This is a genomic window from Sorangium sp. So ce362 (assembly GCF_051519845.1).
In the GTDB taxonomy this organism is placed as follows: domain Bacteria; phylum Myxococcota_A; class Polyangia; order Polyangiales; family Polyangiaceae; genus Sorangium.
Genome location: NZ_CP150332.1, coordinates 2,490,730 through 2,514,263, shown reverse-complemented (window position 1 = coordinate 2,514,263; position 23,534 = coordinate 2,490,730). Strand labels below are relative to the sequence as shown.

The window sequence follows — 23,534 nt, the reverse complement described above, 5'->3', positions numbered from 1 at the left end:
GCGGCCCATCCGTCATCGCCGGATCGACTCGTCCTTGACCTGATCCGCAGGGATCGCGATTCTCTCAGCCCATCCCGCAGCGCGAGGGCGACTTGGCGAGCTCACCGAACCCGATCGACATCGCGAACGTCAAGCAGCTCGCCGCGAGCGGCTCACCCACCCTGGCCGAGGTCGTCGAGGCGTACCTCGAGCAGCCGGATCCAAAACCGGAGACGCCGCCGCGCGAGGGGGCGCTCACCTTCGCGGCGTTCCTGCAGCTGCTCTCGCGCGCGCAGGGCATGCGCTCCCCCGAGCAGCGGCGAGAGCAGTCGACCGACGCGTGGAAGCGCTTCCTCGCGCAGGTCGACGCCGCGCCGCCGCCGCGGCTCGAGCTCGCGGACCTGCTCGTGCGCATCTACGACGAGGGCACGGACGCAGGGCGCAGCGCGCTGCGCGACATCGCCACGAGCGCGCCGCTGGTCTTCGGCGCGTGGGGCGGGCTCAAGCGCATCTACAAGCTGGCCGAGGCGCGGCTCGACGCGGAGATCTTCGGCGCGCTCGCCTTCCGCTTCGACGTCGAGCTCTCCCGCAGCCGGCGGCGCGAGGTCTCCAGGGGGACGTTGATCTACATGCGCCGCCGCGCGTGGCGCTTCCTGCGCGAGCTCGGGCGGAGCACGCCGGAGCTCTACCCGCAGTTCGCGGTCGAGGTCCTCCGCCACTACGCGCCGGGCACGAGCTTCAGCGACCTCTGGGTCGCGAACCACATCTGGGCGCACGGCACGGGCAAGTACGACGGGCGCTCGTTCCACGGCAACGTCCCGCCGAACGACATGGTGAAGCACCGCGCCTTCGACGAGGCGTGGAAGCGATCGCCCGATCCGCTGATGCTCCTGCTCTCGGCCTGCCAGGCCGATCCGCCGGCCAAGTTCGCGATCCAGGGGCTCAAGAAGGACTTCGCCGACACCCTGCGGAGCGTCACGCCCGCGTGGCTTTCGCGCCTCGCGCACCGGCCGCTCGCGAGCGCGCACGAGTTCCTGATCGAGACGCTGCTCGGCTCGCCGGAGCTCCACCAGAGCAAGCTGCGGGGCCTCGGGCTGCACGACGCGGCGCTCGCGCTGCTCGGCTCCCCGAGCCCGAAGGCGCGCACGTTCGCGATCGAGTACGCCCGCGCGCACGCGACCGACCTCGACCCGGAGCGCCTCGCGGCGCTGCTCGACTCCGAGCACAAGGACACGCGCGCCTTCGCGGCGTCGGCGCTCCAGGGCAAGAGCCCGCGCGCGCTCGGCCACGCGTTCCTGGGGCGGCTGCTCACGCACAGCGAGACCGAGGCGTGGGCCAGCAAGGCCCTGAGCGAGAGCTTCGACCGCGCCGAGCTGCCCGAGGGCTTCCTCATCGACATGCTCTACGGCGAGTCCGAGCAGAAGAGGTGGGCCGCCGCGTACTTCAAGGCCAAGTACCGGCCCGGCGAGCCCGGGGCGGGCTTCTGGGTGCGCGTGCTCGACGACCCGCGCCACGAGGACGACTACCAGGCGACGAAGTCCGCGCTCGACGCGCTCGGCAAGTGCCCTATCGCGGCGATCGGGACGCCGTGGCTGCTCGGCGCGCTCACGCGCAAGCGCCTCGGGTCCACGGTCGCGACCTGGCTCCAGAAGGCCGACGCCCTGCCCGACCTGACGGCCGAGGGCGTCGAGCGCCTGAAGGGGCTCGTCTTCAGCGCCGAGACGCGCGCGGTGGCGCTGGAGGTGCTCGGCAACCCGAAGATCGTGTCGCCGCGGCAGCTCACGCTGCCCTGGCTGCTCGCGCTCGCGCGGCGCGCCGATCCGACGCTGAACGGCTTCGCGCGCCGCTACCTCCTCTCGCACATGAAGCCGCAGGACTTCGACGCGGGGCAGGACGCGAGCGGCCGCGGCGACCGCGAGGCGGGCACGGCGAGGCTGTTCGCGCTCGCGCTCGGCGAGAAGGAGCCCGAGCCGATGCGGGCGTTCGCGCAGACGTACCTGCGCTGCCACCACCCCGTCCTCGGGCCCGAGCAGGGCGAGGCCAAGGAGCTCGAGCTGAAGCCGGCGCTCAAGCGAGGCGCGTTCACCGCCGAGCGCATCTGGCCCGCGCTCTCCGACAAGCGGGACGACGTCCGGCGCTTCGCCGCGCTCATCACGCGCGCCGAGCTCCGGGCGTGGGGCTACCAGACCCGCGTCTACGAGCTCGCGCACAGCGACGCGAAGGAGGTGCGCAACATCGCCTTCGACGCGCTCCGCAAGGTCGGCGATCCCTCGGCCGATCCGGCGATCGCGCTCACGCCGGAGGAGCTCGATCCGGCGCAGGTCTTCGCGCTCACGGAGAGCCTGAAGAAGAGCGCGCGCGAGCTCGGCCTCTCGCTCATCCTGAAGCACTACGCGCGGCTCGGCGGCCCGGAGCGCCTCGGCTGGCTGATGCAGAGCGCCGACCGCGAGGTGCGCCTCTTCGCCGTGCGGATGCTCTGGGAGAAGCACCGTCCGCGCCATCTGCCGCCGGGATGGCGGCCGCGCGGGGCGCGCGGAGACGACGCGCGCCCCGCGGCGGAGCTGCCCGAGGACGCCGGGCGGTTCGCGGACGTCGAGGCGCTCCGGCGCTTCCTGCGGTACGTGCTGTCCGGGATCCCCGCGGGGCGGTCGCCGGAGCCGGGCGACGACGCGGGCTCGCGCAGGCGCCTCTCGGCAAGCGAGGCCAAGCGGCACGTGATCGAGGTCGTGCGCGATCTGGCGGTCGAGGACGCGGCGTTCGCGGCGCTCGTCGCCCCCGTCATCGCCGAGTTCACCGGGTCGATCGCGAAGGGCGAGTGGCAGGCGTGCCTGGCGGCGCTCCTGCGGCTCAGGCACGCGCACCCGGGGCTCGAGATCGAAGGCCTCGGAGCCGTCGGCGAAGGCCGGGCGCTCCCCGGCGTCGGACAGGAGACCGCATGAGCCACGCGATCGGCCATTACGAGAAGGTCCGCGCGCTCGCGATCGGCCCGCGGCTCCTCGCGGTCGGCGGCGTGCGCGCGCCGGCGCCGGGCGAGGCGCGCGGGACGCAGACCACGCCATCCCCCGCCGGCGCGAGCCAGGTGACGCTGTTCGATCACGTGGCGAACAAGCCGGTGCGCTCGATCGACGTGCCCGCGCACGTGCTCGGCCTCGCCTTCGCGGGCGACCTGCTCGCCGCGGCGTGCTCCGACGGGGCGCTGCGCCTCGTCGCGGGCGGCGTGGCCGACGTGCGGGCGATCGACGCGCACCCGGGCGGCGCAACGGCGATCGCCGCGACGCCCGGCGGCGCGCGCCTCGCGACCGTGGGGGTCGACGGCGCGCTGCGGGTGTTCCGCGTCGGCGAGGCCGCCGGCTCCCCTGCCCCGCAGCCCGGCGCCGCGGTCGAGATCGCGTCGTTCGCGCTCTCGGCGGCGCCGCTCCGCGCCGTCGCCTTCGATCCTGCCGGCGAGCTCTGCGCGGCGGCGGGCGACGACGGCGTCGTCCGCGTGGTCACGCTGTCGACGGGCGCCGTCCGCGCCATGCCGGGGCACGACGGGCCGGTCACGGCGCTCGCGTTCACGCCGCGCGACGGACGGCTGGCGTCGGGCGGCGACGACGGCACCGTGCGCCTCTGGTACCTCGTCGGCGACGTCGAGTGCGAGGTGCGCGGCGCGGACGGGAGCGGTCACGCGGGCGGCGTCCGCGCGCTCCTGTGCCTGCCCACCCCGCCGCCGCAGGAAGACGGCAAGGAGAGCGGCGACCGCCTGCTGTCCGCAGGCGCGGACGGCGCGATCCGCATCCACCGGCTCGAGGACAAACGCAAGCCGCGCACGCTGGAGACGAGCGCGCTGGCGCTCCACGCGCTGGCGCTCGCGCCGGCCGCCGCGCGCAAAGGCGCGCGCGGGCAGGCCGCCCGCGGCGGCGCGGACGCGAAGGACGGGCTCGGCGCCGTCTTCGCCGCAGGGGACCGGCGCACGGTATGGCGCTTCCCGATCGACGCCGCCGGCGCGCCCGCGGACGGCACCGCCGAGCTCGCGCACGGCTTCGACGTCCTCGCCCAGGCGCTGTCGGGCGCGCGGCCGGCGCGCGAGAGCGCCGTCAAGACGCTCGCCTCGCTCGACGAGCCCGAGGCGCTCGAGGCCGCGCTCTCCGCGCTCCGATCGGACCGCGACGCCGAGGTGCGCGCGCTCGCCGCCCGCGAGCTCGGGGAAAAAGGGCGCCGCGGCGCGCGCGCGAAGCTCCGCGAGGCGCTCGACGACGAGAGCCCGAACGTCCGCATGGCCGCGCTCGAGGCGCTCCGCGCGATCGAGCGCGACACGCCGCTCGCCCCGCTCCGGGCGGCGCTCGATGCCCGCGCCGCGGACGTGCAGCGCCGGGCGCTCCTCGAGCTCCGGAAGCTCTACGGCAGCTCGCCGCTCGTCCCGGGGCTCATCGCCGAGAAGCTCGCCGGCCGCGACGCGTCGGTGCGGCTCACGGCGCTCGACCAGCTCCAGCAGATCTACCCGGACGGCCCGCAGCCGCTCCGCACCGCGTTCGAGCGCGGCCCGGCCGACCTCCGGGTCGAGGCGCTCATCCGGGCGGCGCTCGCCGGCTGGCTCTCGGCGCCGGAGTTCGCGCCGATCGCGGCGCGCGCGCTCGACGACGAGGACGCCGAGGTACGCCGCATCGCGTTCGCGGCGAAGGTCATCGAGCGGCGAGCGCTCGCCCACGCGCTCGAGGCGCGCGACGAGGATCTCGGCCGCGCGGCGATCGACATCGCGCGGCGCGCGGCCGAGGTCCTGCGGCGGGCCGGCGCGGGCGGCGCGGGCGGCGCGGAGAAACCCGCGGCGAACGCGAAGGATGGGGCGAAGGACGCCGCGAAGGCGGCCGAAGAGGCGGCCATCAAGGCGGCGCGCGCCCGGATCCCCGGCGTGGGCAGCCCGGGGGCCGAGCCCGCCGAGGCCGACCTCGAGCCGCTGCTCACCGCGATGGCGTGCCGCACGCCGGACACGGCGGTGCGTGGGGCGCGCGGCCTCGCGCAGCTAGGCGACACGCGCGCCCTCGGCGCGCTGCTGCAGCTCACGCGCGAGCAGGACCCGTCGCTGAGAAGGCAGGCGGCGACCGCGCTCGCCGAGCTCCGGGACACCCGCGCCGAGAAGCGCCTCATCTGGATGCTCGACGACGCGGACGGGGCGGTGCGCGCCGCGGCGCACGACGCCTACGCGCGGCTCCAGCCGTCGGCCCCGCTCACCGTCGCCGAGGCGTCGCTCCGCTCGTCGCAGGAGGACATCCGCGTCCGCGGGCTCGACCGGCTCGTGGCGCTCGCCGGCGAGGGCAAGGGACCGAGGCCGCCCGAGGCCGAGGCGCTGCTCGCCGACGCGATCGAGGACGAGTCGCCCAAGGTCCGCCGCGAGGCGTTCCGGACGCTCTGGTCGTGGCACGCCTCGGATCCGCAGACGGCGCTCGACCGCGCGCAGCTCGCGCGCTTCCCCGACCTGCGCCTGCGCGCCGTCGAGGAGCTCAAGGCGCACGGCGAGCAGCCGTGGGCCGCGGAGCGGCTGCACGCGGCCATCGGCGACCGCGACGCGAGCGTGGCCCAGGCCGCGTACGACGCCGTCGTCAAGCTCCGCGGCAAGGAGGCCGCGGAGCCGCACCTCGCCGCCATGGCGTCGATCCACCCCTCGGTCCGGGAGAGCGGCGCGCGCGGGGCCGCGGGCATGCCGGCGGGCGACGACACGCGCAACACCCTGCTCCGGCTGCTCGCCACGCGCGTGCCGGTGGGCGAGGCCGCGCGCAGCGCCCTGAGCAAGCTGCTCGAGGACGAGCACGCGGGGCCGCGCATCGCCGCGATCGAGGCGCTCGACAAGCTCCTGCCGGGCGAGGCGGGGCCGCTCCACATCGGCCTCCAGTCGAGCCACCTCGACCTCCGGGTGCGCGCGGCCGAGCTCTGCGCCGTCCGGCGTGACGAGCAGCTGATCAACCCGATGCGGGCGCTCCTCGGCGATCAGTCCCTCTTCAAGCAGCTGCCGATCCAGGTCCTCGGCCCGCTGCGCGCGCGTGCAGCGACCGCGCTGGCGACGCTGGGATCGCCGCGCCTCGTCAAGTACTTCGCGACCGAGCTGCTCAAGGACGAGTACCCCGACGTGCGCGAGCAGGCCGCGCGCGGGCTCGCGATGGCCGCCCGCCGCGGCGAGGAGGGCTACCTGCTCGACGCCATGGGCCACGCCGACGTCGCGGTGCGGTCGTGGGCCGCCGACGGGCTCGCGCGGCTCGGCGACGTGCGGGCGCTGCCGGTGCTCACGGGCACGCTGCGCCACGAGCACCCGCCCATCCGCGTCGCGACGATCATGTCGTTCGCGGCGCTCGGGCCCGAGGGCTACGGCGGCATGCTGCAGGGTCTCGAGGACAGCTCGCGCGAGGTCCAGGAGATCGTCTTCGCGATCGTGCTCGCGCGCGACCTCAGGGCCTTCCGCCGCGGCGACCCGCCGGACCTCCTGACGAGCGCGCTCTCGTCGCAGCGCTCCGACGTGCGCTTCGCCGCGGCGCGCGCGCTGGAGCTCCGGACCGATCCGGAGCTGTACCTCGCCCACCTCATCGAGGCGCTGATGCCCCCGCGCCCCGACACGGCGGAGCAGGGCCGCGCGGCCGACGGCGAGAAGCCCGCCGGCACGAAGGACTGGCCGCCCGAGGTCGCGCGCGGGCGCATCCTCGTCGGCCTCGCCGAGGCGCTCGCCAGCGACGACCCGCAGCAGCGCTACGCGGCCGCGCAGGTGCTCCGCATCCGGCGCAAGCCGGTCGAGTACTTCCGCGAGGCGAAGCGCGTGGCCGCGCTGCGCCCGGCGGGCGCCCACGTCGTGGCGGACACGACCCCGCGCGCCGCGGAGGAGAGCGACACGAAGCCCGCGAAGGGGTGGCTCCGCCGCCTCTTCGCGCAGCCCGAGCCGGGCGGGCAGAGCGGCCAGAAGCAGAGCGACAAGCCGGCCGGCGACGCGGTCCCGGAGGGCGAGCAGCGGCGGCTGCGCTGGCTCGCGTTCGGCGCGTACATGGGCCTCCTCCGGCAAGTCTCGGCGGGCGACGACGAGGCGCACCGCACGCGCCGCGACGCCATCGATCGCATCGTCGACGTCTGCGCCAAGGGGCACGTCAGCAGCACGGCGGCGGTCCCGCCGCTGGTCCGGGCGCTCGACGACCCGCACCACCTCGTGCGCAAGGCGGCGTTCGCGGGGCTCAAGGCGCTCTTCCCCGCGGGGGCGGGCGAGCCGCTCGCGCTCGGGCTCGCGTCGGCGTCGGCCGACGTGGCGCGGACCGCGCTCGACGAGATCGCCGCGCGGGGCGGCGACGCCCGACCCGAGATCGTGCGCGCGCTGAGCTCCGCGCTGCCCGACGTGCGCCGCTACGCCTTCGAGCTCCTGGAGCGGCTCTCTCCGAAGGGCAGCCTCGACCCGCTCCTCGCGGCGCTCGGCAGCGAGCACGCCGACCTCCGCCTCGGCGTGCTCGAGCGCCTCGCGTCGTCGAGCGATCCGCGCATCGTGCCCGCCCTGTGCCGCGCGATGGAGAGCGATCACGACGACCTGCGCCTGCGCGCCGCGGAGCTCCTCGCCCGCAGCCGCGACGATCGCGCCGTCGACGTGCTCTCGGCGTTCCTGCGCGAGGGGGCGGCCGCGCCGGCGGCGCGCGCGCGCAAGGCGCTCGTCGCGCTCGCGAGCGACGCGGCGGTGCGGGCGCTCGCGGCGCGCATGGATGAGGCCGCCACGCCGGCGGACCGCGCCGCGCTGGCGAGCGCGCTCGGGAGCACGCGGAACCCCGCGGCCACCGCCCCGCTCGCGGCGCGCTTCGACGACGAGGCGGCCGAGGTCCGGAGCGCCGCGCTCAAGGCGTGCCTCGAGATCGTCGACAAGGGGCGCGAGCGCGAGAAGCGCGAGACGGCGCTCGCGCTCGCCTTCCTCGCCGCCGCCGCGCGCGCGAAGGACCCGGCGCTCCGCCTCGCCGCGGCGCGCGAGCTCGATCTCGGCGACGATCCCGCGCAGAACGACCTCCTTGTCGCGCTCTTCGCGGATCGCGATCTCCCCACGCGCGTCGCGGCCGTGACGTCGTACGCGAAGCGGGTGAAGGGCGATCGACAGGAGCGCGCGCCCTCGGGGCCGCTCGAGGCCGTGCTGCGCGCGGGCGCGCGCGAGCTCGTGCTGCCCGCCGCGGAGGGGGTGGCCGAGCGGGGCCTCGCGTCAGCGCTCCGGCCGCTCCTCCTCGTCGTGCGCGCGGGCGAGCCCGGGGAGCGGGAGCGCGCGCTGCTCGCGCTCGGCACGCTCGGCGACGCCCGCGCGCTGGAAGAGCTCGAGGCGGTGGCCGCCGGCGGCACCAAGGAAGCGCCCATCGAGCCGAGCATGCAGGCCGCCGCCACCGAGGCGCTCGGCCGCATGGCCCCGAAGCTCGGGAGCGCCGAGCTCCGCAAGCGGGCCTCGGAGCGCGTCGAGCAGGCGCTCCACGCGGACTCCATCGATCTCCGCGAGTCGGCGGCGAAGGGCGTGCGCTGGATCGGCGGCGAGCGCGCCCGCGTGCTGCTCGAGGAGCTCGTGCGCGCCGGCGACACGCCCGACAGGCTCCGCATCGTCGCGGTGAACGAGCTCGGCCTGCTCGGCGACGGCGCGGCCGAGCCCGCGCTCGCCCGCGCGCTCGACGCGCGGAGCAGCGAGGTCCGCAAGAACGCGCGCAAGGCGCTGGAGAAGCTCTTCCCTGGCGAGCGGACGCGCGTCGAGCTCCTCGCGGTCGGGAGCGAGTACGACGACATCGCGGGCCCGGCGGCGAGCTACCTCGCCGCGGAGGCCGACCCGGCCGAGCTCTTGCCCCGGCTCGCCGCGCTCAAGGACGAGGACCTGCGGCAGCGCCTCGCCATGGGCCTGCTCCGCCGCGGCGCGCTGCCTGTGGCCGCGCTCCTGCGCATGCTCGAGGACGAGCGCGCCCCGGCGCGGCAGGAGGCCGCGCGGCTCATCGCCGCCGGCACCGTGGCCGGCGATCGCGGGGCCCTCGCGGGCGCGCTCGCCGCCGCGGCGCAGCGCACCGCGGAGCGCTGGTCGGCCGCGCACGGCGACGAGCGCAGCGCCGAGGCCGCTGCATGGCGCGAGCTGCTCTGGGCCGCGGGTCGCGCCGGCGCGACCGCGGCGGCGCCCGCGCTGCGCGCGCTCCTCTCGAACGACAGCGCTCCCGGCGAGGTTCGCCGCGAGGCCGCGCGCGCCCTCGGCGCCCTGGAGTCGGCCGCGAGGTCCGCAGGGGCCGCGCCGCCCGCGGGCGCCGTGGAGGCGCTCACGGCGGCCCTCAAGGACATGGACGCCGGCGTCCGGGCCTCGGCGTCGGCCGCGCTCGCCGCGCTCGCGCCGGACGGCTCGGCCGCGATCGCCGTGGCGGTGAGGCCGTTCGACCCGGTCGCCTTCGGGCCGACCGCGCGCGTCGCCTCGCCCGAGGCGCTCGCGGCGCTCACCACGACCGAGCCGGGCCGGCGCCTCGCGCTGCCGTCGATCCTCGCGCGCCACGACGTCGCCGCACTCGCCCCGCTGATCGCGCTCGCGCAGGGCAGCGGCGGCGACGCCTCCGCGCGCCTCGACGCCATCGCGGCGCTCGGCCGCGCCGGCGGCGAGCGCGCGCTCGAGGCGCTCGCCGCGCTCGCCTTCGACAAGGAGAAGGCCAAAGAGAAGGCCGACGTCGCCCTCCGCAAGGCCGCGTACCGAGCGTACCGCCGCGCGAAGCGCAAGGCGGCGGATCCCCGCGCGGCGCGGCTCGCGGCCGCGCCCTCCCCCGCATCGCCAGAGACCCCCGAAGGAGTCAACGCATGACGGCCGCACTCGCCCGCCCGATCCTCCTCCGGTACGCCGCGCCGAGCGAGCTCGCCGCCGCCCCGCTCCACTCGAGCGTGCGCCTCTCCCTCGACGGCGCCCGCGGCCCGGTCGGCGTGCGCGGCACCGTCCGCGACGCGGCGCTCTTCCGCGACGCGATGGCCGTGCTGGCGACCATCCTGGAGAGCGATCTCCGGTACAAGGGCCGGGATCGGACCGCGTACCTCGCCTACCTGATGAAGCAGGGCAAGAAGGCGACGGCGGCCATCTGGGAGGCGCAGAAGGCGTTCCTGGAGGGCGCCTTCCCCGACGACGCGGCGACCCAGGGCGACGGCTCCGCCGCGAAGCCGAGGGCCTCCGGCGCGCTCGATCCCGTGCTCACGGTGCACCCGGACGAGGTCTCGATCGAGGTCTTCTCGCGCGACGAGAGCGCCTACGCCCGGCTCGCCTTCTCCAGCGACCTCTTCGAGGGCCGCGAGGCCGCCCATGGCACCGCCTTCGTCGATCTCTCGCCGCGCATCGTCGAGCAGATCGATCGCCTGCGCGCCTACGCCAAGGTGGAGCTCGACGCAGGCGTGGCGCGCGGCGACGCCGCGGCAGCCCGCGCGACGCCGATCGAGCGCTCGCTCGAGGTCCCGACGACCTGGCTCCGCGGCTTCCTGCAGGTGCAGTCGGCGGCGACGCTCCCCGCGGTCTCCTGCGAGCTCGCGCCGATCGATCTCTACAACGCGCTCTTCGTGCTCCGCACCCGCAAGGCGAAGAAGCCGCCCCGCGGCCTGCGCTTCGAGCTCGTCCCCGGCAAGCCGCCGCGTCTCATCCTGGAGCCCTGGGAGATCTTGATCGAGGGCCACGGCCCTCCGTATGAGGGCCCGGCGCGCGTGGTCCGGACCTTCGGCCGGCAGCGGCTGCTCGCGCTGTCGCGGCTCCTGCCGCACGTGCAGCGCGTGCGCGCCGAGCTCCGGGGCCCCGGGCTGCCGGTCTTCTGGGTGCTCGATCTGGGCCGCGCGACGCTGACGATCGCGCTCACGGGCTGGACCGACAGCAGCTGGGCCAGCGCCGCCTCGTTCGACGCCCTGATGCCCCGCGAGGGGAAAGGCGGCGACAAGGCGCGCGCGGCGCTCGACGCGCTCGCGGCCAGGCAGATCGCCCTCCTCCGCGAGCGCGGGCCGCTCCCGCTCGCGGCGCTCGCGGCCGGCGGCGGCGCCGAGGACGCCCGCGCGGCGCTCCAGCTCGAGTGCCTGCGCGGCCGGGTGCTCTACGACGTCGCGCGCCGCGTCTACCGCCCGCGCGAGCTGTTCGCCGATCCGGTGGACGAGCGCGACATCCGCTACAGCTCGCCCCGCGAGGCCGCGGCCCACCGCCTGCTCGGCGCGCCCGGCGCGGTCAGGCCGACCAAGGTGCACGAGATCGCCGGCGAGGGCACCGAGATCCACGGAGAGGTCGCGGACCGGGAGGCCCACCGCGACTTCGCCCCGCGGTTCACGATGGATCTCGAGGGCCGCGTCTCCGACGCGTGGTGCAGCTGCCCCACGTTCCGCCGGAGCGGCCTCCGCGAAGGTCCGTGCGAGCACATGATCGCGCTCCGCGTCGCCTACGCCCGCGAGCGCGCCGAGCGGGACGCCCTGCGCCAGACGGCCGAGGGGCGGTCGCTCATCCGCGCCGAGACGCGCACGTACGTGCGCCGCGAGGCCTCGGGCGCGGAGGTCGTCTACCGTGTCTCCCTGGACGACCGCGTAGTACACCTGTCGTGGGGGGCGCGCGCCGAAGCGCCACGACACCAGCGCATTTGGTTTGACACGGACGGCGAAGCGCGCGACGCGTATTTCAAGAGACTGGATGCATTGACGTCCTCCGGGTTCGTGGACGCCGACGCGTCGTCAGCATGAGAGAGGAAAGGAGGTCAAGAAAAAGAGATTGTTCGTGTTGCCAGGAGAGGTTCTGAACGCACCAGCCTCCACGCCTCGAGCGTAGGAGCGGCGTCGCGCCGCTCTGGAGGAACCGCCAGTCACTCTCCGCAAGGTAGCCTGTTCTTGGTTCTCTTCGGCTAGACGAGCCCTACGGCGTCGGGAGAGCTGAGACAACCTCGCAAACGCCGTTTCTCCCGACGCCGTAGGGCTCGTCTAGCCGGAGAACCGGTGAGGCTACCGTGCACCAAGCGATGAAGGTGATGCGCTTGGAGCCTCTCTTGGCGACATGAGACAGCGATCGACGGTCCGGCGTCCCCGGGACAGATCGCTCCCATCGTGACTCACCACCACGCTCCCACCGAGACATGACCGCGAAGATCGACGCGACCGTTCAAGCCCGAGCCCCCGTCGTTCTCCCCATCACGACGCCGCCTGCCCCCGGCGGCGCGGCGGCGCGCTTCCACGCCGCCGCAGGCGCAGAAGCGCGCCGGCTCGCCCACGAGGAGCGCGTCGCCCGCTGGAAGGCGATCGACGAGGCGGGCGGTATCGACGCGTGGGTGAGCGCGGAGCTCACGTCGAAGGGCGCCCTCGCGACCGGCGATCCCAAGGCGATGTCCGACCGGGAGCGCGCTCAGTGGAAGGAGCGCAAGAAGGTCGAGGCCAGGGAGCGCCGCTCGCTGCGCCGCCTCGCCTGGGAGGCCTACGTCGCCACGCACGTCAACCACCTTGGCGCGGGCGTGCACTGGAGCGACCGTGGCGGGCCGGACAGGCTCGATGTGCCCGGGCTGAGCGAGCGCGCGCGGGCGCACGGCCTCCCCGACCTGCCGGGCGCGGCCGAGCTCGCGAGCGCGCTGGGGCTGTCGATCCCGCGGCTCCGCTGGCTCGCGTACCACCGCGAGGTCGACACGGGCACCCATTACCGGCGGTGGCACATCCCGAAGCGCGACGGCAGCGCGCGCACCATCTCGTCGCCGAAGCGGGATCTGAAGCGCGCGCAGCGCTGGGCGCTCCGCAACCTGTTCGAGAAGCTGCCGGTCCACGCCGCGGCGCACGGCTTCCTGGCGAGCCGATCCATCGTCACGAACGCCGCCGCGCACGCCGGCGCCGACACCATCGTCAAGGTGGACATCAAGGACTTCTTCCCGACGATCACGTGGCGCCGGGTGCGCGGCCTGCTCCGCAAGGCGGGCGTGGCCGAGGGTCCGGCGACGCTCGTTGCGCTCCTCTCGACGGAGGCGCCGCGGGACGTCGTGCAGTTCCGAGGGCAGACGCTCTACGTGGCGACGGGCCCGCGCGTGCTCCCGCAGGGCGCGCCCACCTCCCCGGCGATCACGAACGCGATCTGCCTGCGGCTCGATCGGCGCGCGTCCGGCCTCGCGCGCAAGCTGGGGCTTCGTTACACGCGGTACGCTGACGATCTCACGTTCTCCTTCCGCGCGCCCGAGGCGCCGGGCGTCGCCGGCGCCGCGCGGCCGCGCGCGCCGGTGGGCGCGCTGCTCCGCGGGCTCCGGGAGATCCTGAGCTCGGAGGGCTTCCGGCTGCATCCGAGCAAGACCGTGGTGATGCGCAAGGGCAGCCGGCAGAAGGTGACGGGCCTCGTCGTCAACGGCGCGGGCGACGCCGTCCCTGCGGCGCGCGTCCCGCGCGAGCGGGTGCGCGCGCTGCGCGCGGCGATCCGCAACCGGGAGCTCGGGAGGCCCGGAAAGGGGGAGACGCTCGCGCAGCTCAAGGGGCTCGCGGCGTTCGTGTACATGACGGATCCGGTCAGGGGGCGCGCGTTCCTCGGGCGCATCGAGACGCTCGAGCGGAGCCAGCCGGCTCCGGCTGGGGAGGCGGGCTAGGCAGCCTTCGTGGTCGCTGGAGAGGCCTCGACGAGCTGCCCGGCCCGAGGCGCCCACGCGGGATCGGCGGTGGACTTGAACGACGGTGTGCCGAGGTCCGCAGCCGGTCCTCGCCATCGACCGACGTATCCAGTCCATGCTATGATGGCATGAGCCACGCATGACACCTCGTCGTCCAGGCTCGTCCGTGGCTGGGTGCTCACGATAGGCCCCGCAACAAGCCCCTGTCGTAAAGCTGCTCCCTCCGTGAGGTGCCTGGACATCCAAAATGCGGAATGGGTAGGATGGTCGGCTATGCGAAAGCCCTCTGCTCGTTTCCTGGCGCTCCCGGCGGTCCTCCTCTTTGGCTCCCTGCTCTGCGGGTGCCCCAACCCGAACTCCTACGGAACGCCGCGGACCGTGGAGCCCGGCAAGATCTCGCACTCGGTGTCCCTCGAGAGCTTCGGGTACATCGGCGAGATCGAGGAGCTCGCCGACGACCCGAGCACCACCGAGGTCGAGACGGCGACGAGGACGACCAGCGGATTCCTGCCGACGCTGCCCTCGTACCAGCTCCGGGCCGGCTTGACGGACATGCTCGATATCGGCGCCCACGTCCATAACCTCAGCTCGTTCGGCGTCGATCTCAAGGTGAACCCGGTCCGCGGCATCTTCGACCTCGCGGTCGCTCCCGGGCTCCAGTACTTCTTCCTGTCGGCGGAAGAGGCCTCCGTGCACATCGTCTACCTGCACGCGCCGCTCATGCTCGCCGTGAACCCCGCGGACTGGTTCTCGATCGTGGTGAGCCCCGGCGTCACCTACGGCCTCGCCTCGGGCGATCTCTCGGACGACGATGAGGCCGCGGCGAGCGCGGACGGCCTCCTCCTGCGCGGCAGCCTCGGCTTCCAGTTCCGGGCATCGGACAACTTCGCGATCCACCCCGAGATCACGATGATGAAGAGCGTCGAGGGGCCGGGGCTCGTCTACAACTTCGGCATCGGGTTCAACTTCGGCGCGCTGCCGAGCTACAAGGATCTGCAAGAGCCGATGTGACGCGCCGAGCCGACCTCGCGGGCTCAGCCCCTGTTCGAGGAGAGGCAGCCTCTCCTCTGCGCCTCTGCGGTACATTCTCGGTCTTCAAGCGGATCGCTGCTCCAGGAGCTTGTTCATCCGCTCCTGCTACACGGTGCCTCTCCCAGGAGACGCCAGCGAGCGGCGCTCGTCCGTGGACCTTTTTCCCCTATGGATGATGCGGTGGCTCGCTTCCCTTCAGGGCCGCCCTGGAACAAGGTAATCCTCCCGCAGCGAGAGCGCGATCTGCAGCCCCTGGATCGGCTTCTCTCGGTAGAGCCGGAGCAGCACGATATCCCGCTCCAGATCGACCGAAGCGGGCTGCGCCTCGAGCGCCTCCCAGTCGCGGGCTCGCCCGATTCCGCGCGCAGTACGGGCCAGCAGGCCCTCCTGGGCGTCGAGAAGAACGACGGGGGCGCGCTGCGAGCGGCTGACGCTCGAAGAGTCAGCCCCCGCGGCCGCGCCAGGAGCTCGGTCGGCGCCGGAGGTGCATCACCGCGAGCACCAAGACGTGCTCCGGCTCGATCGCGTACAGGACACCGTACGGGAAGCGGTGCAGGAGCATGCGCAGCACGCCTCGCTCGATCTCGGGACCCTGCTCGGGGGTCTCCGTGATGCGGTCGAGGGCGGCGAGCAACTCCGCCTCGAAGCGGACGCCTGCACGCTCGTCCCGGTCCCGGTACCAGCGGAAGGCTTCGTGGGCTTCGCGCTCGGCCTCGGGCGCGAGGGACAGGACGCGTCGAGCCACGTCAGCCCCGCGCGAAGATGCGCTTCCGAGCTTCCTCCCACGGGATCGGCTGGGTACGTCCTGCGCGGAGATCCTCGAGGCGACGCAGGGCCTCCTCGGTCCACGCGCGCTCGATCTCCTCGGGCGGCTCCTCGCCCACGCTGTCGAGCAGGCGGAGCGCGATGACGCGCCGCTCGCTCTCCGGGAGCTTCAACGCCTCGTCGAGGAGCTTCTCGGCCGGGTTGCTCATGGAGCGCAGTGTAGCAGCGCTGGCCACGCTTCGGGGGGTGCAGGTCGGGCGAGCTGAGCCCCTGCGCGGCGTGGCGAGCGCATCCCACGCCGCAACCTGGGACACACGCCGCACGCCGCAACCTGGGGCGCGCCCCGGGAGGCGCCGAGATCCCCTCAGCGACCGCGCTCGCGCGTCCGCTTCAGCGCCGCCTTGAGGACGTGCTCCGCGATGAGGTAGCCGAACCCCTCCCCGTCGATCCGCCGGAGCAGCTGGTCGCGGGCGATCTTGAGCGCCGCCGCGGTGGCGTCGAGGTTCCAGCCGTGCGCGGCGAGCTGCTGGAGGAGCCGCGCGCGCCGCACCTGCCCCGCCGAGAGCCGGTAGGTCTTCGCGTACTCCAGCGTGCCGTCGTCGCGCACGATCGCCTCGCCGATGTGGTTGTCGAGCGCCGGATCGAGCTCGGTCATGAACCGCTGCAGCGAGAACGGCCCCGCCCGGTACACGCGCTCCGCCGAGATCGGCCGGCCGAGGAGGCCTGCGGCGGTGTCCACGTGCAGCGCGCCGGCCTCGGCCCGCGCCCGGCCGAGCGCGGCCCGCAGATCGTCGAGCGAGCCGATCTGCGCCGCGTCGAAGGTGTGCGTGAAGGCCTGGCTGTCGCCGTTGTGGCGGGCCGCGTAGAGCAGCGTTTGCTCGAACAGGTCCTCGATCAGCGTGCGGTGCAGCGCGCGGTAGTCGTCGGGGTGCGACACGACGAACACCGACGCGAGCAGCTCGCCGACGAAGAGCAGGAGCCCGCACTGCCCCTCGTGGATCTCGAAGACCCGCAGCGCGTCCTCCAGGCTCGGGATCGCCCGGCCGGAGAGCGACACCTCCACGCGCGGGTCGAGGCCGCGGGAGATCGCCCGCCGCGAGTACTCGGACCAGGCGATCTCGGGCGCGTTGAAATGCAGGGCGAGGAAGCCCTCCATCGCGAGGTGCTGCGGCAGGAGGCGCAGGCGGTTCCGCTCGGCCGGGTCCTCGCCGCGCGCTTCGCGCCGGGTCATGCGGTGGAGCACGTTGACGCCGCGCCACCGCTTGGCGAGCGGGATGCTGTCGGTCGGCGCCCCGAGCGCAGCGCCGTAGGACGCGACGGGCGAGCCGTCGTCGGTCCACCCGATAACGAGCGCGTGCGGCACGTAGGTCGAGCAATAGGTCGCGCCGTCGCTGAGATCGACGACCGCCAGGGTGTCGTCGTACCCGTGGCGGGCGATGCGCAGGTCGTCGCGCGGCGCGGCCCGGAGGAGCGGGACGAGGCGCACGCCCGCGAAGACCTGGGCGTGCGTGGCCGAGAGGCCCCGGAGCGTGAGCGACTGGATCAGGGCCGGCGCCTTGGCCATCAGGACACCTCGGGCGCCGCGTCGGGCGCCTCCGCCGGCGCCGCGGCGGGCGCCTCCGCCGGCGTCGCGGCAAGCGCCTCCGCCGTCCCACCGGCGCCGGCGCCTCGGGCGTGGCGCGAGAGCAGATCCGCCGCGCGCTGCGCGAGGTAGCGCTCGAGCTCCGCGAGCGGCGCCGTCCCCTCGGCGAACCGGGCGAAGCCGAGGACCGTCGGCAGATCCTCGGCGTCGCGCAGGCCGACCGTCGGGATCGACGGGCCGAGCGCGCGGGGCGCGTAGCGCTCGCTGTCGAACACGGGGTTGATGTGGACGATCGACGTGCGCTGCCCCGGGTCGAGCCGCGCCCGGAAGCACCGGGCGACCTCGGCGGCGGCGCCGGCCGGGTCGTTCTCGAAGCCGTCCGAGACGAGGAGCACGACGTCGGGGCGGAAGGCCAGCGCGTCGAGCAGCGGCGTCGCGAGATCGGTCTGGCCGCGCGCATCGACGAGGAGCTCGTCGGGCGTGGGCGCGGTCCAGAAGGCGCGGTACTCGCGGGCGGCGGCGCGGAGCAGGTAGCTCACGCCGAGCGCGACGGCGAGCGGGCGGCGGCGCTTCTCGCTCGATCCGGACGCCGAGTAGCTCCGGTCGAGCACGGCGGCGACGCGCCCGAGCGCGGCGGGGCTCCGGCGGAGCGCGCGGGCGGCGGCGCGCTCGAGCGCGGCGTGGAGCTCGTCGCGGCGGTCGCGCCGCGCCTTCTCGGGCAGGGAGAGCGCATAGAGGGCGAGGCGGGTGAGCGGGGCGCGGCCGAGGTCGATGGCGAGGTCGACGTCCTCGCGCCCGGCGGTGCGCTGCAGCCGCAGGCGCTCGCCCTCGGTCATGCGCGGCGCGGCGCGGCGCAGGAGCTCGTCGCGCGAGACGCCGCGGGCGGCGGCGAGCCCCTCGGCGACGGTCAGCGGCAGGTCGAAGATCGCCTCCTTCGCGTAACGGGCCTGCCGCGCGCGCTCGAGGAGCGGCGTCTCGAACGGCGCGCGCCGCCCGGGCTCGAACAGGAAGGGCCCTAGCTCGCCGGGGAGCCGGAGGTGGGCGTGCGCGGCGAGCGCGCGGACGTGGGCGCGGTACTTGACGGCGTCGAAGGCCGGCTCGGGCCGTCCGGCGAGGTAGCCGCGGATGACGGCGCGCGCGCGGCGGTTGTTCACGCGGCGCTCCCGGAGCTCGCGGAGCGCCCGGAGCGCGCGCTGCGGCGGGAGCTCCCGGAGCGCCGCCGCGATGAGCAGCCCCTCCTCGCGCCGGTCCGCGGCGGGCGTCTCGGCGCCTGTCGCGAGGAGGTTCACGGCGATGCGCGCCTGGTTGAAGTGGTTGATGCCGGCGGCGAGCGTGCGCGCGTAGAGGCGGCGGTAGTTGCCGAGGATGTACTCGTGGAGGAACTCGACGGAGACGACCTGCCCGCCCGAGGAGCCATAGAACTCGGCCTGCCCGGTGCACGCGAAGCAGGCGTTGATGAACATGACAAGGTCCTCGCGCTCGACGCGCTCGGTATGGAAACGTGCAGGGAACGCGGGGGGCGCGGGGGGCATACGAAGCGCCGCCCGGGGAATGGTGGGGCGATCAACCTACAACAGTTACCAGACTGGGCTCGGAAATCGCCCCGGAGTCCCACGGGCGGCGAGCACACGATACCCCGGGAGGGGCGCCTCGCGGAACGGATTGATTGAGCCAATTTGCTTCACCGGCGCGCTGGGCAGCGCCGGCGAGGGCGTGGCGGCGCGGGCGCTGCGCTGGCGCATCGCACGGGTCCAGGCGAAGACGCGCGGGCACCGGCGTCGCCGGCGCGGGTCCACGCCGGGCTACTCCGGCCAGACCTCGATCCAGACGAACAGCACCTGTCCGGCGGCCTGATCGCGGACGGCCACCGGATAGACCGTGCGCGCCCGGAGCGCCTCGACGAGGTGACCGTGATGGATGGCAAACCTCCCGATGAAGTCGTCGTTGACCAGGTCCCTGTCGATGAGCTCACCGCTCAGGTGGACATCCGGCGAGAGCGGCACGTGGCGCCAGGTCGGCGGGCCTTTCCAGCCGGGCGCGCAGGTGTCGCGCTGCCCCGGGCGATCGAGCGCGCGCCGCCCGAGCGACCGGCCGCCCACGAACAGCTCCGCCGAGCCGAAGGGCTCCGGCGGCTCGGTGCCCGCCCCCGCCGCCTCCGCGGCGACCCCGGCCACGCTGGCGGCGGCGACGGCCGGGTGCGCCGTGCTGAGCAGGTCGCCGATCGCGGTGAGCGCCCCCGGTGCGACAACGCCCATGCCGTCCCATTGACGCCCGTCCGCCTTGGCCGGGCTGATGACGGCGCCGTCGATGGAGATACGGACACGGGCCGGCAGCGGCGTCGCCGCCGGCTGGCACGCCGCGAGGCCCAGGACGATCGCGCAGAGCGAGGCCGCTCCGAGAGGACGTGACTCCATGCTTCGAGAGCGTATCCCGGGGGGCGCGGGGCACCAACGCGGAAGAGCGGGCCGGTGGCGCGGCGCGGGCTCGCCAGCCCTATCGAACGTCGACACGGGACGCAAGAAGGGCAACGTGGTCATCACCGTGACATCCGGCGACAGGAACTGAAGAAGCGCCGGATCCGGGCGGCTCGCCGTCGTGCGACGCGAGGGCGTCACTTTCCCATCAGGGATGCGGATCGCGTAAGGTTGTCTATGTCAACCAGCGCGTGCAGCGTGGCTGACTTGCGGCACGAGGACTGCGACATAGCTCACCATGAATACGTTGCGTCTTGTCTACGCTGTTCAGCTTCAGCTTGACGGGGCACAATGCTCGTCATCATGAGGATGGTCTTCCGAGGCGGCGCGGCGTACGGCCCGAACGGACGGTTCGGCGCGTGGGTGGTGAGCGTCGACGCCGGGGGGAGCGTGACGCTCGCGGGCCAGGCGCTCGGGGAGGAGATCCACCGGGGACCGGAGCCCCTGTCGGAGTCGGAGATGGCGGCGCTCGATCGGTTGCTGGGCGGCGCCGCGGCGGTGGACGCGGCGTCGAAACGAATGGGCGTCCCCGGGGAGGCGCAGGTTTGTTTCGACATCGAGACGCCTGCCGGACGCCGCGAGATCCGGCTATGGCACCGGGAGGCGCAGGAGCGGCCGCCGCTGGTGGGTCTGCTGCGCTGGCTCGACGAAGTGATCCAGGCGCGGACGGGGCGGTCCGCGGCCTTCGGGAGCTGACAGGCAGCGGGGCGCACCATGACGTCGTGAACGGCAGCGGACCTGGCGTACGATGGCGCCGCCATCTAAGGGATCCCCTCAGGCCCCCTTCCTCTCCCGCGGATCTCGAGAAGAAACACGCCCACGCCGGCTGCTTCTTTGCTGCCACGGGCAAGCTGGATCCGATGATCTTCGAGAAGGGGAGCCATCGTCACGAGATTGCAGATCGCGCTTTTTCGACCAACGACGGCAATGGGCTCCTCGAGATGATCTTATCGGGCCCGGGCATCGGCCAGCATCTCAGACGTTGCGTTCAGCCTTACCTGGACTCGGGCGAGCTGGTCGCGCTATTGGAAGACTGGACGCGCCCCCCATTCCCCTGCATATCGTCTACCCGCCCAACCGGCACCTCAATGAACGATTGAAGATGTTCATCGACTGGTCGATTCATGATTTCGGTGAAGGCGCGCCCGCAAAATAGAAATTTCGCGGGTCCCGTCGGCTTCTGAGCTTCAGATCGACGCTCGACCCAATGACGCCTTCCTGAAGCTCATCGCCAGCTCGCGATGGCCGCCTGGAAGCTCAAGCGAGGACGGCGGTGGTCCGGACTTCGACGCCGGCGCTGTGCCGCCGGATCGACGCGGTGACGGAGCGGTTCCGGGGCGATTCGGCCATGAGCACGACGATCCTGCGCCTCGGCATGCACCGGGCGATCGCGGGAGAGCTGATCGTCGAAGTCGGCCCCACGCTCCGCGTCCCCGTGTCGCGCGAGCGGGCGCGGGAGGTCCGGCAGCAGTTGCTGGAGAACACCGTGGGCATTCGCCAGCCAGGCTGAGCTCGTCCTATCTCACCGAGAGAACGAATTTGGCGAGCTCGCCCCCGCCCCAGACGGCGACCAGCCACCGCTCCAGATCGGAGACCGTCGTGACCAGCCCGCCGTTGCCGACCAGCGACCACGTGTACGGCCACGCGGCCGGGTCGTTGCTCCCGAACGTCGAGTGGCCGTACCCGATTGCGGTGTCGACCCGTTCCCACACCGGGTCCCCCAAGAAGCCGCTGTGTTGCATCCCGGCCGGCGTCAGGAGCTCGTCGCGCACGTAATCGGTGAACCCTCGCCCCGAAACGGTCTCGACGACGTCGGCCAGCAAAGTATAGCCCGAATTCGAGTAGTCGACCTCGCTTCCCAGCGCGAACCGCAGCTCCTGCGCGAAGATCCGCTGGCGGGCTTCAAGGCGCGCCATGGGCTCGAAGTCTCCCTCGGTGTCGTGGTACTCGTCGAACCCGGCGCTGCGCTGGACGATTTGCAGGACGGTGATCTCGGCTTTGTCGGCCGGCACGTCGTCGAAAAGGGTCGCGAGCGAGTCCGACACGCTGAAATTTCCCTCGTCCTCGAGCCTGAAGATGGCCGCCGCCGTGAGGTCCTCCATGCATGCGGGGTTCAGAGCAACCAGCGCAGTAAGGGCAACCACCATCGACAGAGAATCTCGTCTCGTACGGGATGTCATAGGGCACCCACGTTGCCAGACGAGGTGGCGAGATCGAGCGACGGATGACCAGGCAGGGGTTTTGCCCGACGAGCGGCGGGCTCTCCGGTACGAGGCGCGGCGCGGCGCCGGCGGATCGCACTGTATCTCCTGGGGCTCGCCGGGGGTCCGGGTTGGGGCCATCCCCCAAGGGGCTGCGATTCGTCGCCGCGCCCTCCCGAATTCTCGGGGGAAGCAACGGAGCGCCACGGTTCGTACCAGCGCCAGTAGTGCTCTGCCACGTCGGGCCTCCTGTCGCCCTCCGTGCAGCGGGCACGGCGCACAACTTTCTCCGCGTACTCGCCTCCGTCGTGCTCCAGCGGCACCCCGACGATCTCGATGGGATCTCCCGCGGCGGGAGGCTCGCCGTGCAGTTCATCTACCTCTTCAATCGCTCGAACCTCGGCGCGCTGCCACGGGCCTCCCCGGGGCGGCCGCGCCTCCCGCGCCGGGCCCACGCTCAATCAGCGCACATGAGCTGATCGATGATCTTGAAGCTATCGATGATCGTGGCGTACGCGGCCTCGGGGTCGTCGGTCGACGTCGACAGCGACATCACGACGACGCGAGAGCCGTCGTCGCTCGCGGCGTTGCGGGTCGAGTACCCGAGCGTGCCCCCGGCGTGGCTCCAGTACCCTCCACCGCAGCTGGTCGGGATCCACATGATGCCGAGGCCATAATCGGTGCCGGGCGCGATCGGGTCGAAGGCAGGCGCCGGGACCGTCTCGTGGAGCTCCGCCATCTGCTCCGGATCGAGCAGCGATCCTTCGGTCAGCGCCCGCCAGAATTTCGCGAGGTCCGCGGTGGTCGTGACGAGGGAGCCGGCGGCGCCGGCCATTGTATGGTTCGCCATCGTGACGTCGATGAGCGGCCCGTCGACCTCGTACTGCTGGTATGCCACGGCGTGCGGGGCAGGCAGATCAGGCTCATCGCCGGGCTCGAACGTGTGGTCGAGGCCGAGCGGATCGAGGATGCGCGCCTCGACCTCCTCGCTCCAGTGATTTCCGGTGGCACGCTCGATGATCATGCCGGCGAGCACGTAGTTCGTGTTGGAGTAGGCCCACTGCGTCCCCGGATCGAAGGTCGGCTTGTGTTCCATGGCGAGCGCCACGAGTTCTTCCGCGTCCATGTGGTCGAGCCGATGCTGCATGTACTCGTCGGCGGAGCGCAGCACGGCCAGGGCCGACTGCGGATCCGGGCCGTCCGGCTCGGCCGGACCGGTGTAGTTGTAGATACCGCTCGTGTGCTGGAGCAGCTGGCGGATCGTGATCAGCGAGCCGTCATTGCTGTTGCCCGACACGACGCCGGGCAGCCACCGCTCGACCGTGTCGTCCAGCGACAGCGCTCCCTCACCGGCTAGCTGCAGCACGACGACGGCGACGAACGTCTTTGTGTTGCTGCCCATCCGGAAGTAGCTGTCGAAGTCGACCGGCGTCTCGCTGTTGAGCTGCGCCACGCCGCTGCGGGCACGGATCCGTCGGTCACCTTCGAGCATTTCGGCATGCACGGCGACAATGCCGCTCGCTTGGATCCTGTCCACCCCCTCCTGGAGCAGCTTGTCGTACGTCGCGTCGCCCTCCTCGGAAGAGTTGTTCGGGCAACCCGCGACGAGAAATGCCATGCAGAAGAGCGGAATCGAGGACTTGCTGAGCGCCATGCCCGTGTGTTCCCGCTCGGCTTGGCTCCGTTCAACGGTTTTTACGATTTTCTCGATGTCGCACCGTCGCGCAGGTGCATGACGCGCTGCGGACCGCTGCGGGTGCCTGCGGCGACTTGCCATGGAAGCCGGCCCACCTGCGGGGCTCCCGCTGCACACCGGCCGCCCCGGAGGCGTCGCCCGTCGCTCGCGGCGTGGCTCTCGCGGCGAGTCATAAACGAACCTCGCGAGTCCGGGAACAGAGATACGAATAGGAGCGGCGCCCTCCAATCGACGCAAAAATGGTCGTCGGCGCGC

General features: G+C 73.4%; 15 protein-coding genes. 8 read left to right on the top strand and 7 right to left on the bottom strand.

All coding sequences use genetic code 11. From position 1 onward, the window contains the following. Positions 1 to 92 precede the first annotated feature (92 nt). From WMF17_RS09995 to WMF17_RS09975, 5 genes are all read left to right on the top strand, one after another. Positions 93 to 2,918, top strand: a complete 2,826-nt coding sequence (locus WMF17_RS09995; protein ID WP_437601745.1) for a hypothetical protein — start codon at positions 93 to 95, stop codon at positions 2,916 to 2,918. Next, on the top strand, positions 2,915 to 9,760 hold the full coding sequence (locus WMF17_RS09990) for a HEAT repeat domain-containing protein (protein ID WP_437649061.1): 6,846 nt from the start codon (positions 2,915 to 2,917) through the stop codon (positions 9,758 to 9,760). Before WMF17_RS09995 ends, WMF17_RS09990 begins: the two co-directional genes overlap by 4 nt. Then, positions 9,757 to 11,646, top strand: a complete 1,890-nt coding sequence (locus tag WMF17_RS09985) for an SWIM zinc finger family protein (protein WP_437649060.1) — start codon at positions 9,757 to 9,759, stop codon at positions 11,644 to 11,646. Before WMF17_RS09990 ends, WMF17_RS09985 begins: the two co-directional genes overlap by 4 nt. A gap of 386 nt (positions 11,647 to 12,032) precedes the next feature. Beyond that, positions 12,033 to 13,508: a reverse transcriptase family protein gene (locus WMF17_RS09980; RefSeq protein ID WP_437649058.1), complete on the top strand. Its 1,476-nt coding sequence runs from the start codon at positions 12,033 to 12,035 to the stop codon at positions 13,506 to 13,508. Positions 13,509 to 13,802: 294 nt separating this feature from the next. Continuing rightward, the gene (locus WMF17_RS09975) at positions 13,803 to 14,540 is read left to right on the top strand and encodes a hypothetical protein (protein ID WP_437649056.1); all 738 of its coding nucleotides are present in this window, start codon (positions 13,803 to 13,805) and stop codon (positions 14,538 to 14,540) included. 463 nt (positions 14,541 to 15,003) lie between these two features. Here WMF17_RS09975 and WMF17_RS09970 read toward each other — a convergent pair whose 3' ends face one another. The 5 genes from WMF17_RS09970 to WMF17_RS09950 all read right to left on the bottom strand — a co-directional run bounded on the left by WMF17_RS09970 (position 15,004) and on the right by WMF17_RS09950 (position 19,322). Further along, complete coding sequence (locus WMF17_RS09970) at positions 15,004 to 15,306, bottom strand: type II toxin-antitoxin system RelE/ParE family toxin (protein ID WP_437649054.1); 303 nt, start codon at positions 15,304 to 15,306, stop codon at positions 15,004 to 15,006. A gap of 1 nt (position 15,307) precedes the next feature. Beyond that, a complete protein-coding gene (locus tag WMF17_RS09965; protein ID WP_437601738.1) occupies positions 15,308 to 15,535 on the bottom strand; it encodes an addiction module protein in 228 nt (75 codons plus the stop codon). Positions 15,536 to 15,690: 155 nt separating this feature from the next. Beyond that, on the bottom strand, positions 15,691 to 16,890 hold the full coding sequence (locus WMF17_RS09960; RefSeq protein WP_437649052.1) for an ARPP-2 domain-containing protein: 1,200 nt from the start codon (positions 16,888 to 16,890) through the stop codon (positions 15,691 to 15,693). Beyond that, complete coding sequence (locus WMF17_RS09955) at positions 16,890 to 18,440, bottom strand: hypothetical protein (RefSeq protein ID WP_437649050.1); 1,551 nt, start codon at positions 18,438 to 18,440, stop codon at positions 16,890 to 16,892. Before WMF17_RS09955 ends, WMF17_RS09960 begins: the two co-directional genes overlap by 1 nt. Positions 18,441 to 18,710: 270 nt before the next feature. Continuing rightward, entirely contained in the window at positions 18,711 to 19,322 is a 612-nt protein-coding gene (locus WMF17_RS09950; protein ID WP_437601734.1) for a hypothetical protein, read from the bottom strand. 363 nt (positions 19,323 to 19,685) lie between these two features. Here WMF17_RS09950 and WMF17_RS09945 point away from each other — a divergent pair, with 363 nt between their 5' ends. The 3 genes from WMF17_RS09945 (at position 19,686) to WMF17_RS09935 (ending at position 20,892) form a co-directional block, all read left to right on the top strand. Beyond that, on the top strand, positions 19,686 to 20,078 hold the full coding sequence (locus tag WMF17_RS09945) for a hypothetical protein (protein WP_437601732.1): 393 nt from the start codon (positions 19,686 to 19,688) through the stop codon (positions 20,076 to 20,078). Between the two features lie 164 nt (positions 20,079 to 20,242). Beyond that, positions 20,243 to 20,482, top strand: a complete 240-nt coding sequence (locus WMF17_RS09940; protein WP_437649048.1) for a hypothetical protein — start codon at positions 20,243 to 20,245, stop codon at positions 20,480 to 20,482. Between the two features lie 248 nt (positions 20,483 to 20,730). Next, a complete protein-coding gene (locus WMF17_RS09935) occupies positions 20,731 to 20,892 on the top strand; it encodes a hypothetical protein (protein ID WP_437649046.1) in 162 nt (53 codons plus the stop codon). A gap of 7 nt (positions 20,893 to 20,899) precedes the next feature. On the opposite strand, the gene WMF17_RS09930 is transcribed toward WMF17_RS09935, so the two are convergent. Then, positions 20,900 to 21,529, bottom strand: a complete 630-nt coding sequence (locus WMF17_RS09930) for a serine hydrolase domain-containing protein (protein WP_437649044.1) — start codon at positions 21,527 to 21,529, stop codon at positions 20,900 to 20,902. 511 nt (positions 21,530 to 22,040) lie between these two features. Next, a complete protein-coding gene (locus WMF17_RS09925) occupies positions 22,041 to 23,237 on the bottom strand; it encodes a serine hydrolase domain-containing protein (protein ID WP_437649042.1) in 1,197 nt (398 codons plus the stop codon). Positions 23,238 to 23,534 lie beyond the last annotated feature (297 nt).

Excerpts from the sequence above, each read along its gene's own strand:
- WMF17_RS09965 (WP_437601738.1), bottom strand. The coding sequence starts at position 15,535 with ATGAGCAACCCGGCCGAGAAGCTCCTCGACGAGGCGTTGAAGCTCCCG.
- WMF17_RS09930 (WP_437649044.1), bottom strand. The coding sequence starts at position 21,529 with ATGGTGGTTGCCCTTACTGCGCTGGTTGCTCTGAACCCCGCATGCATG.
- WMF17_RS09940 (WP_437649048.1), top strand. The coding sequence starts at position 20,243 with ATGATCTTCGAGAAGGGGAGCCATCGTCACGAGATTGCAGATCGCGCT.
- WMF17_RS09945 (WP_437601732.1), top strand. The coding sequence starts at position 19,686 with ATGAGGATGGTCTTCCGAGGCGGCGCGGCGTACGGCCCGAACGGACGG.
- WMF17_RS09985 (WP_437649060.1), top strand. The coding sequence starts at position 9,757 with ATGACGGCCGCACTCGCCCGCCCGATCCTCCTCCGGTACGCCGCGCCG.
- WMF17_RS09935 (WP_437649046.1), top strand. The coding sequence starts at position 20,731 with ATGAGCACGACGATCCTGCGCCTCGGCATGCACCGGGCGATCGCGGGA.
- WMF17_RS09950 (WP_437601734.1), bottom strand. The coding sequence starts at position 19,322 with ATGGAGTCACGTCCTCTCGGAGCGGCCTCGCTCTGCGCGATCGTCCTG.
- WMF17_RS09975 (WP_437649056.1), top strand. The coding sequence starts at position 13,803 with ATGCGAAAGCCCTCTGCTCGTTTCCTGGCGCTCCCGGCGGTCCTCCTC.
- WMF17_RS09960 (WP_437649052.1), bottom strand. The coding sequence starts at position 16,890 with ATGGCCAAGGCGCCGGCCCTGATCCAGTCGCTCACGCTCCGGGGCCTC.
- WMF17_RS09955 (WP_437649050.1), bottom strand. The coding sequence starts at position 18,440 with ATGCCCCCCGCGCCCCCCGCGTTCCCTGCACGTTTCCATACCGAGCGC.
- WMF17_RS09925 (WP_437649042.1), bottom strand. The coding sequence starts at position 23,237 with ATGGCGCTCAGCAAGTCCTCGATTCCGCTCTTCTGCATGGCATTTCTC.
- WMF17_RS09990 (WP_437649061.1), top strand. The coding sequence starts at position 2,915 with ATGAGCCACGCGATCGGCCATTACGAGAAGGTCCGCGCGCTCGCGATC.
- WMF17_RS09980 (WP_437649058.1), top strand. The coding sequence starts at position 12,033 with ATGACCGCGAAGATCGACGCGACCGTTCAAGCCCGAGCCCCCGTCGTT.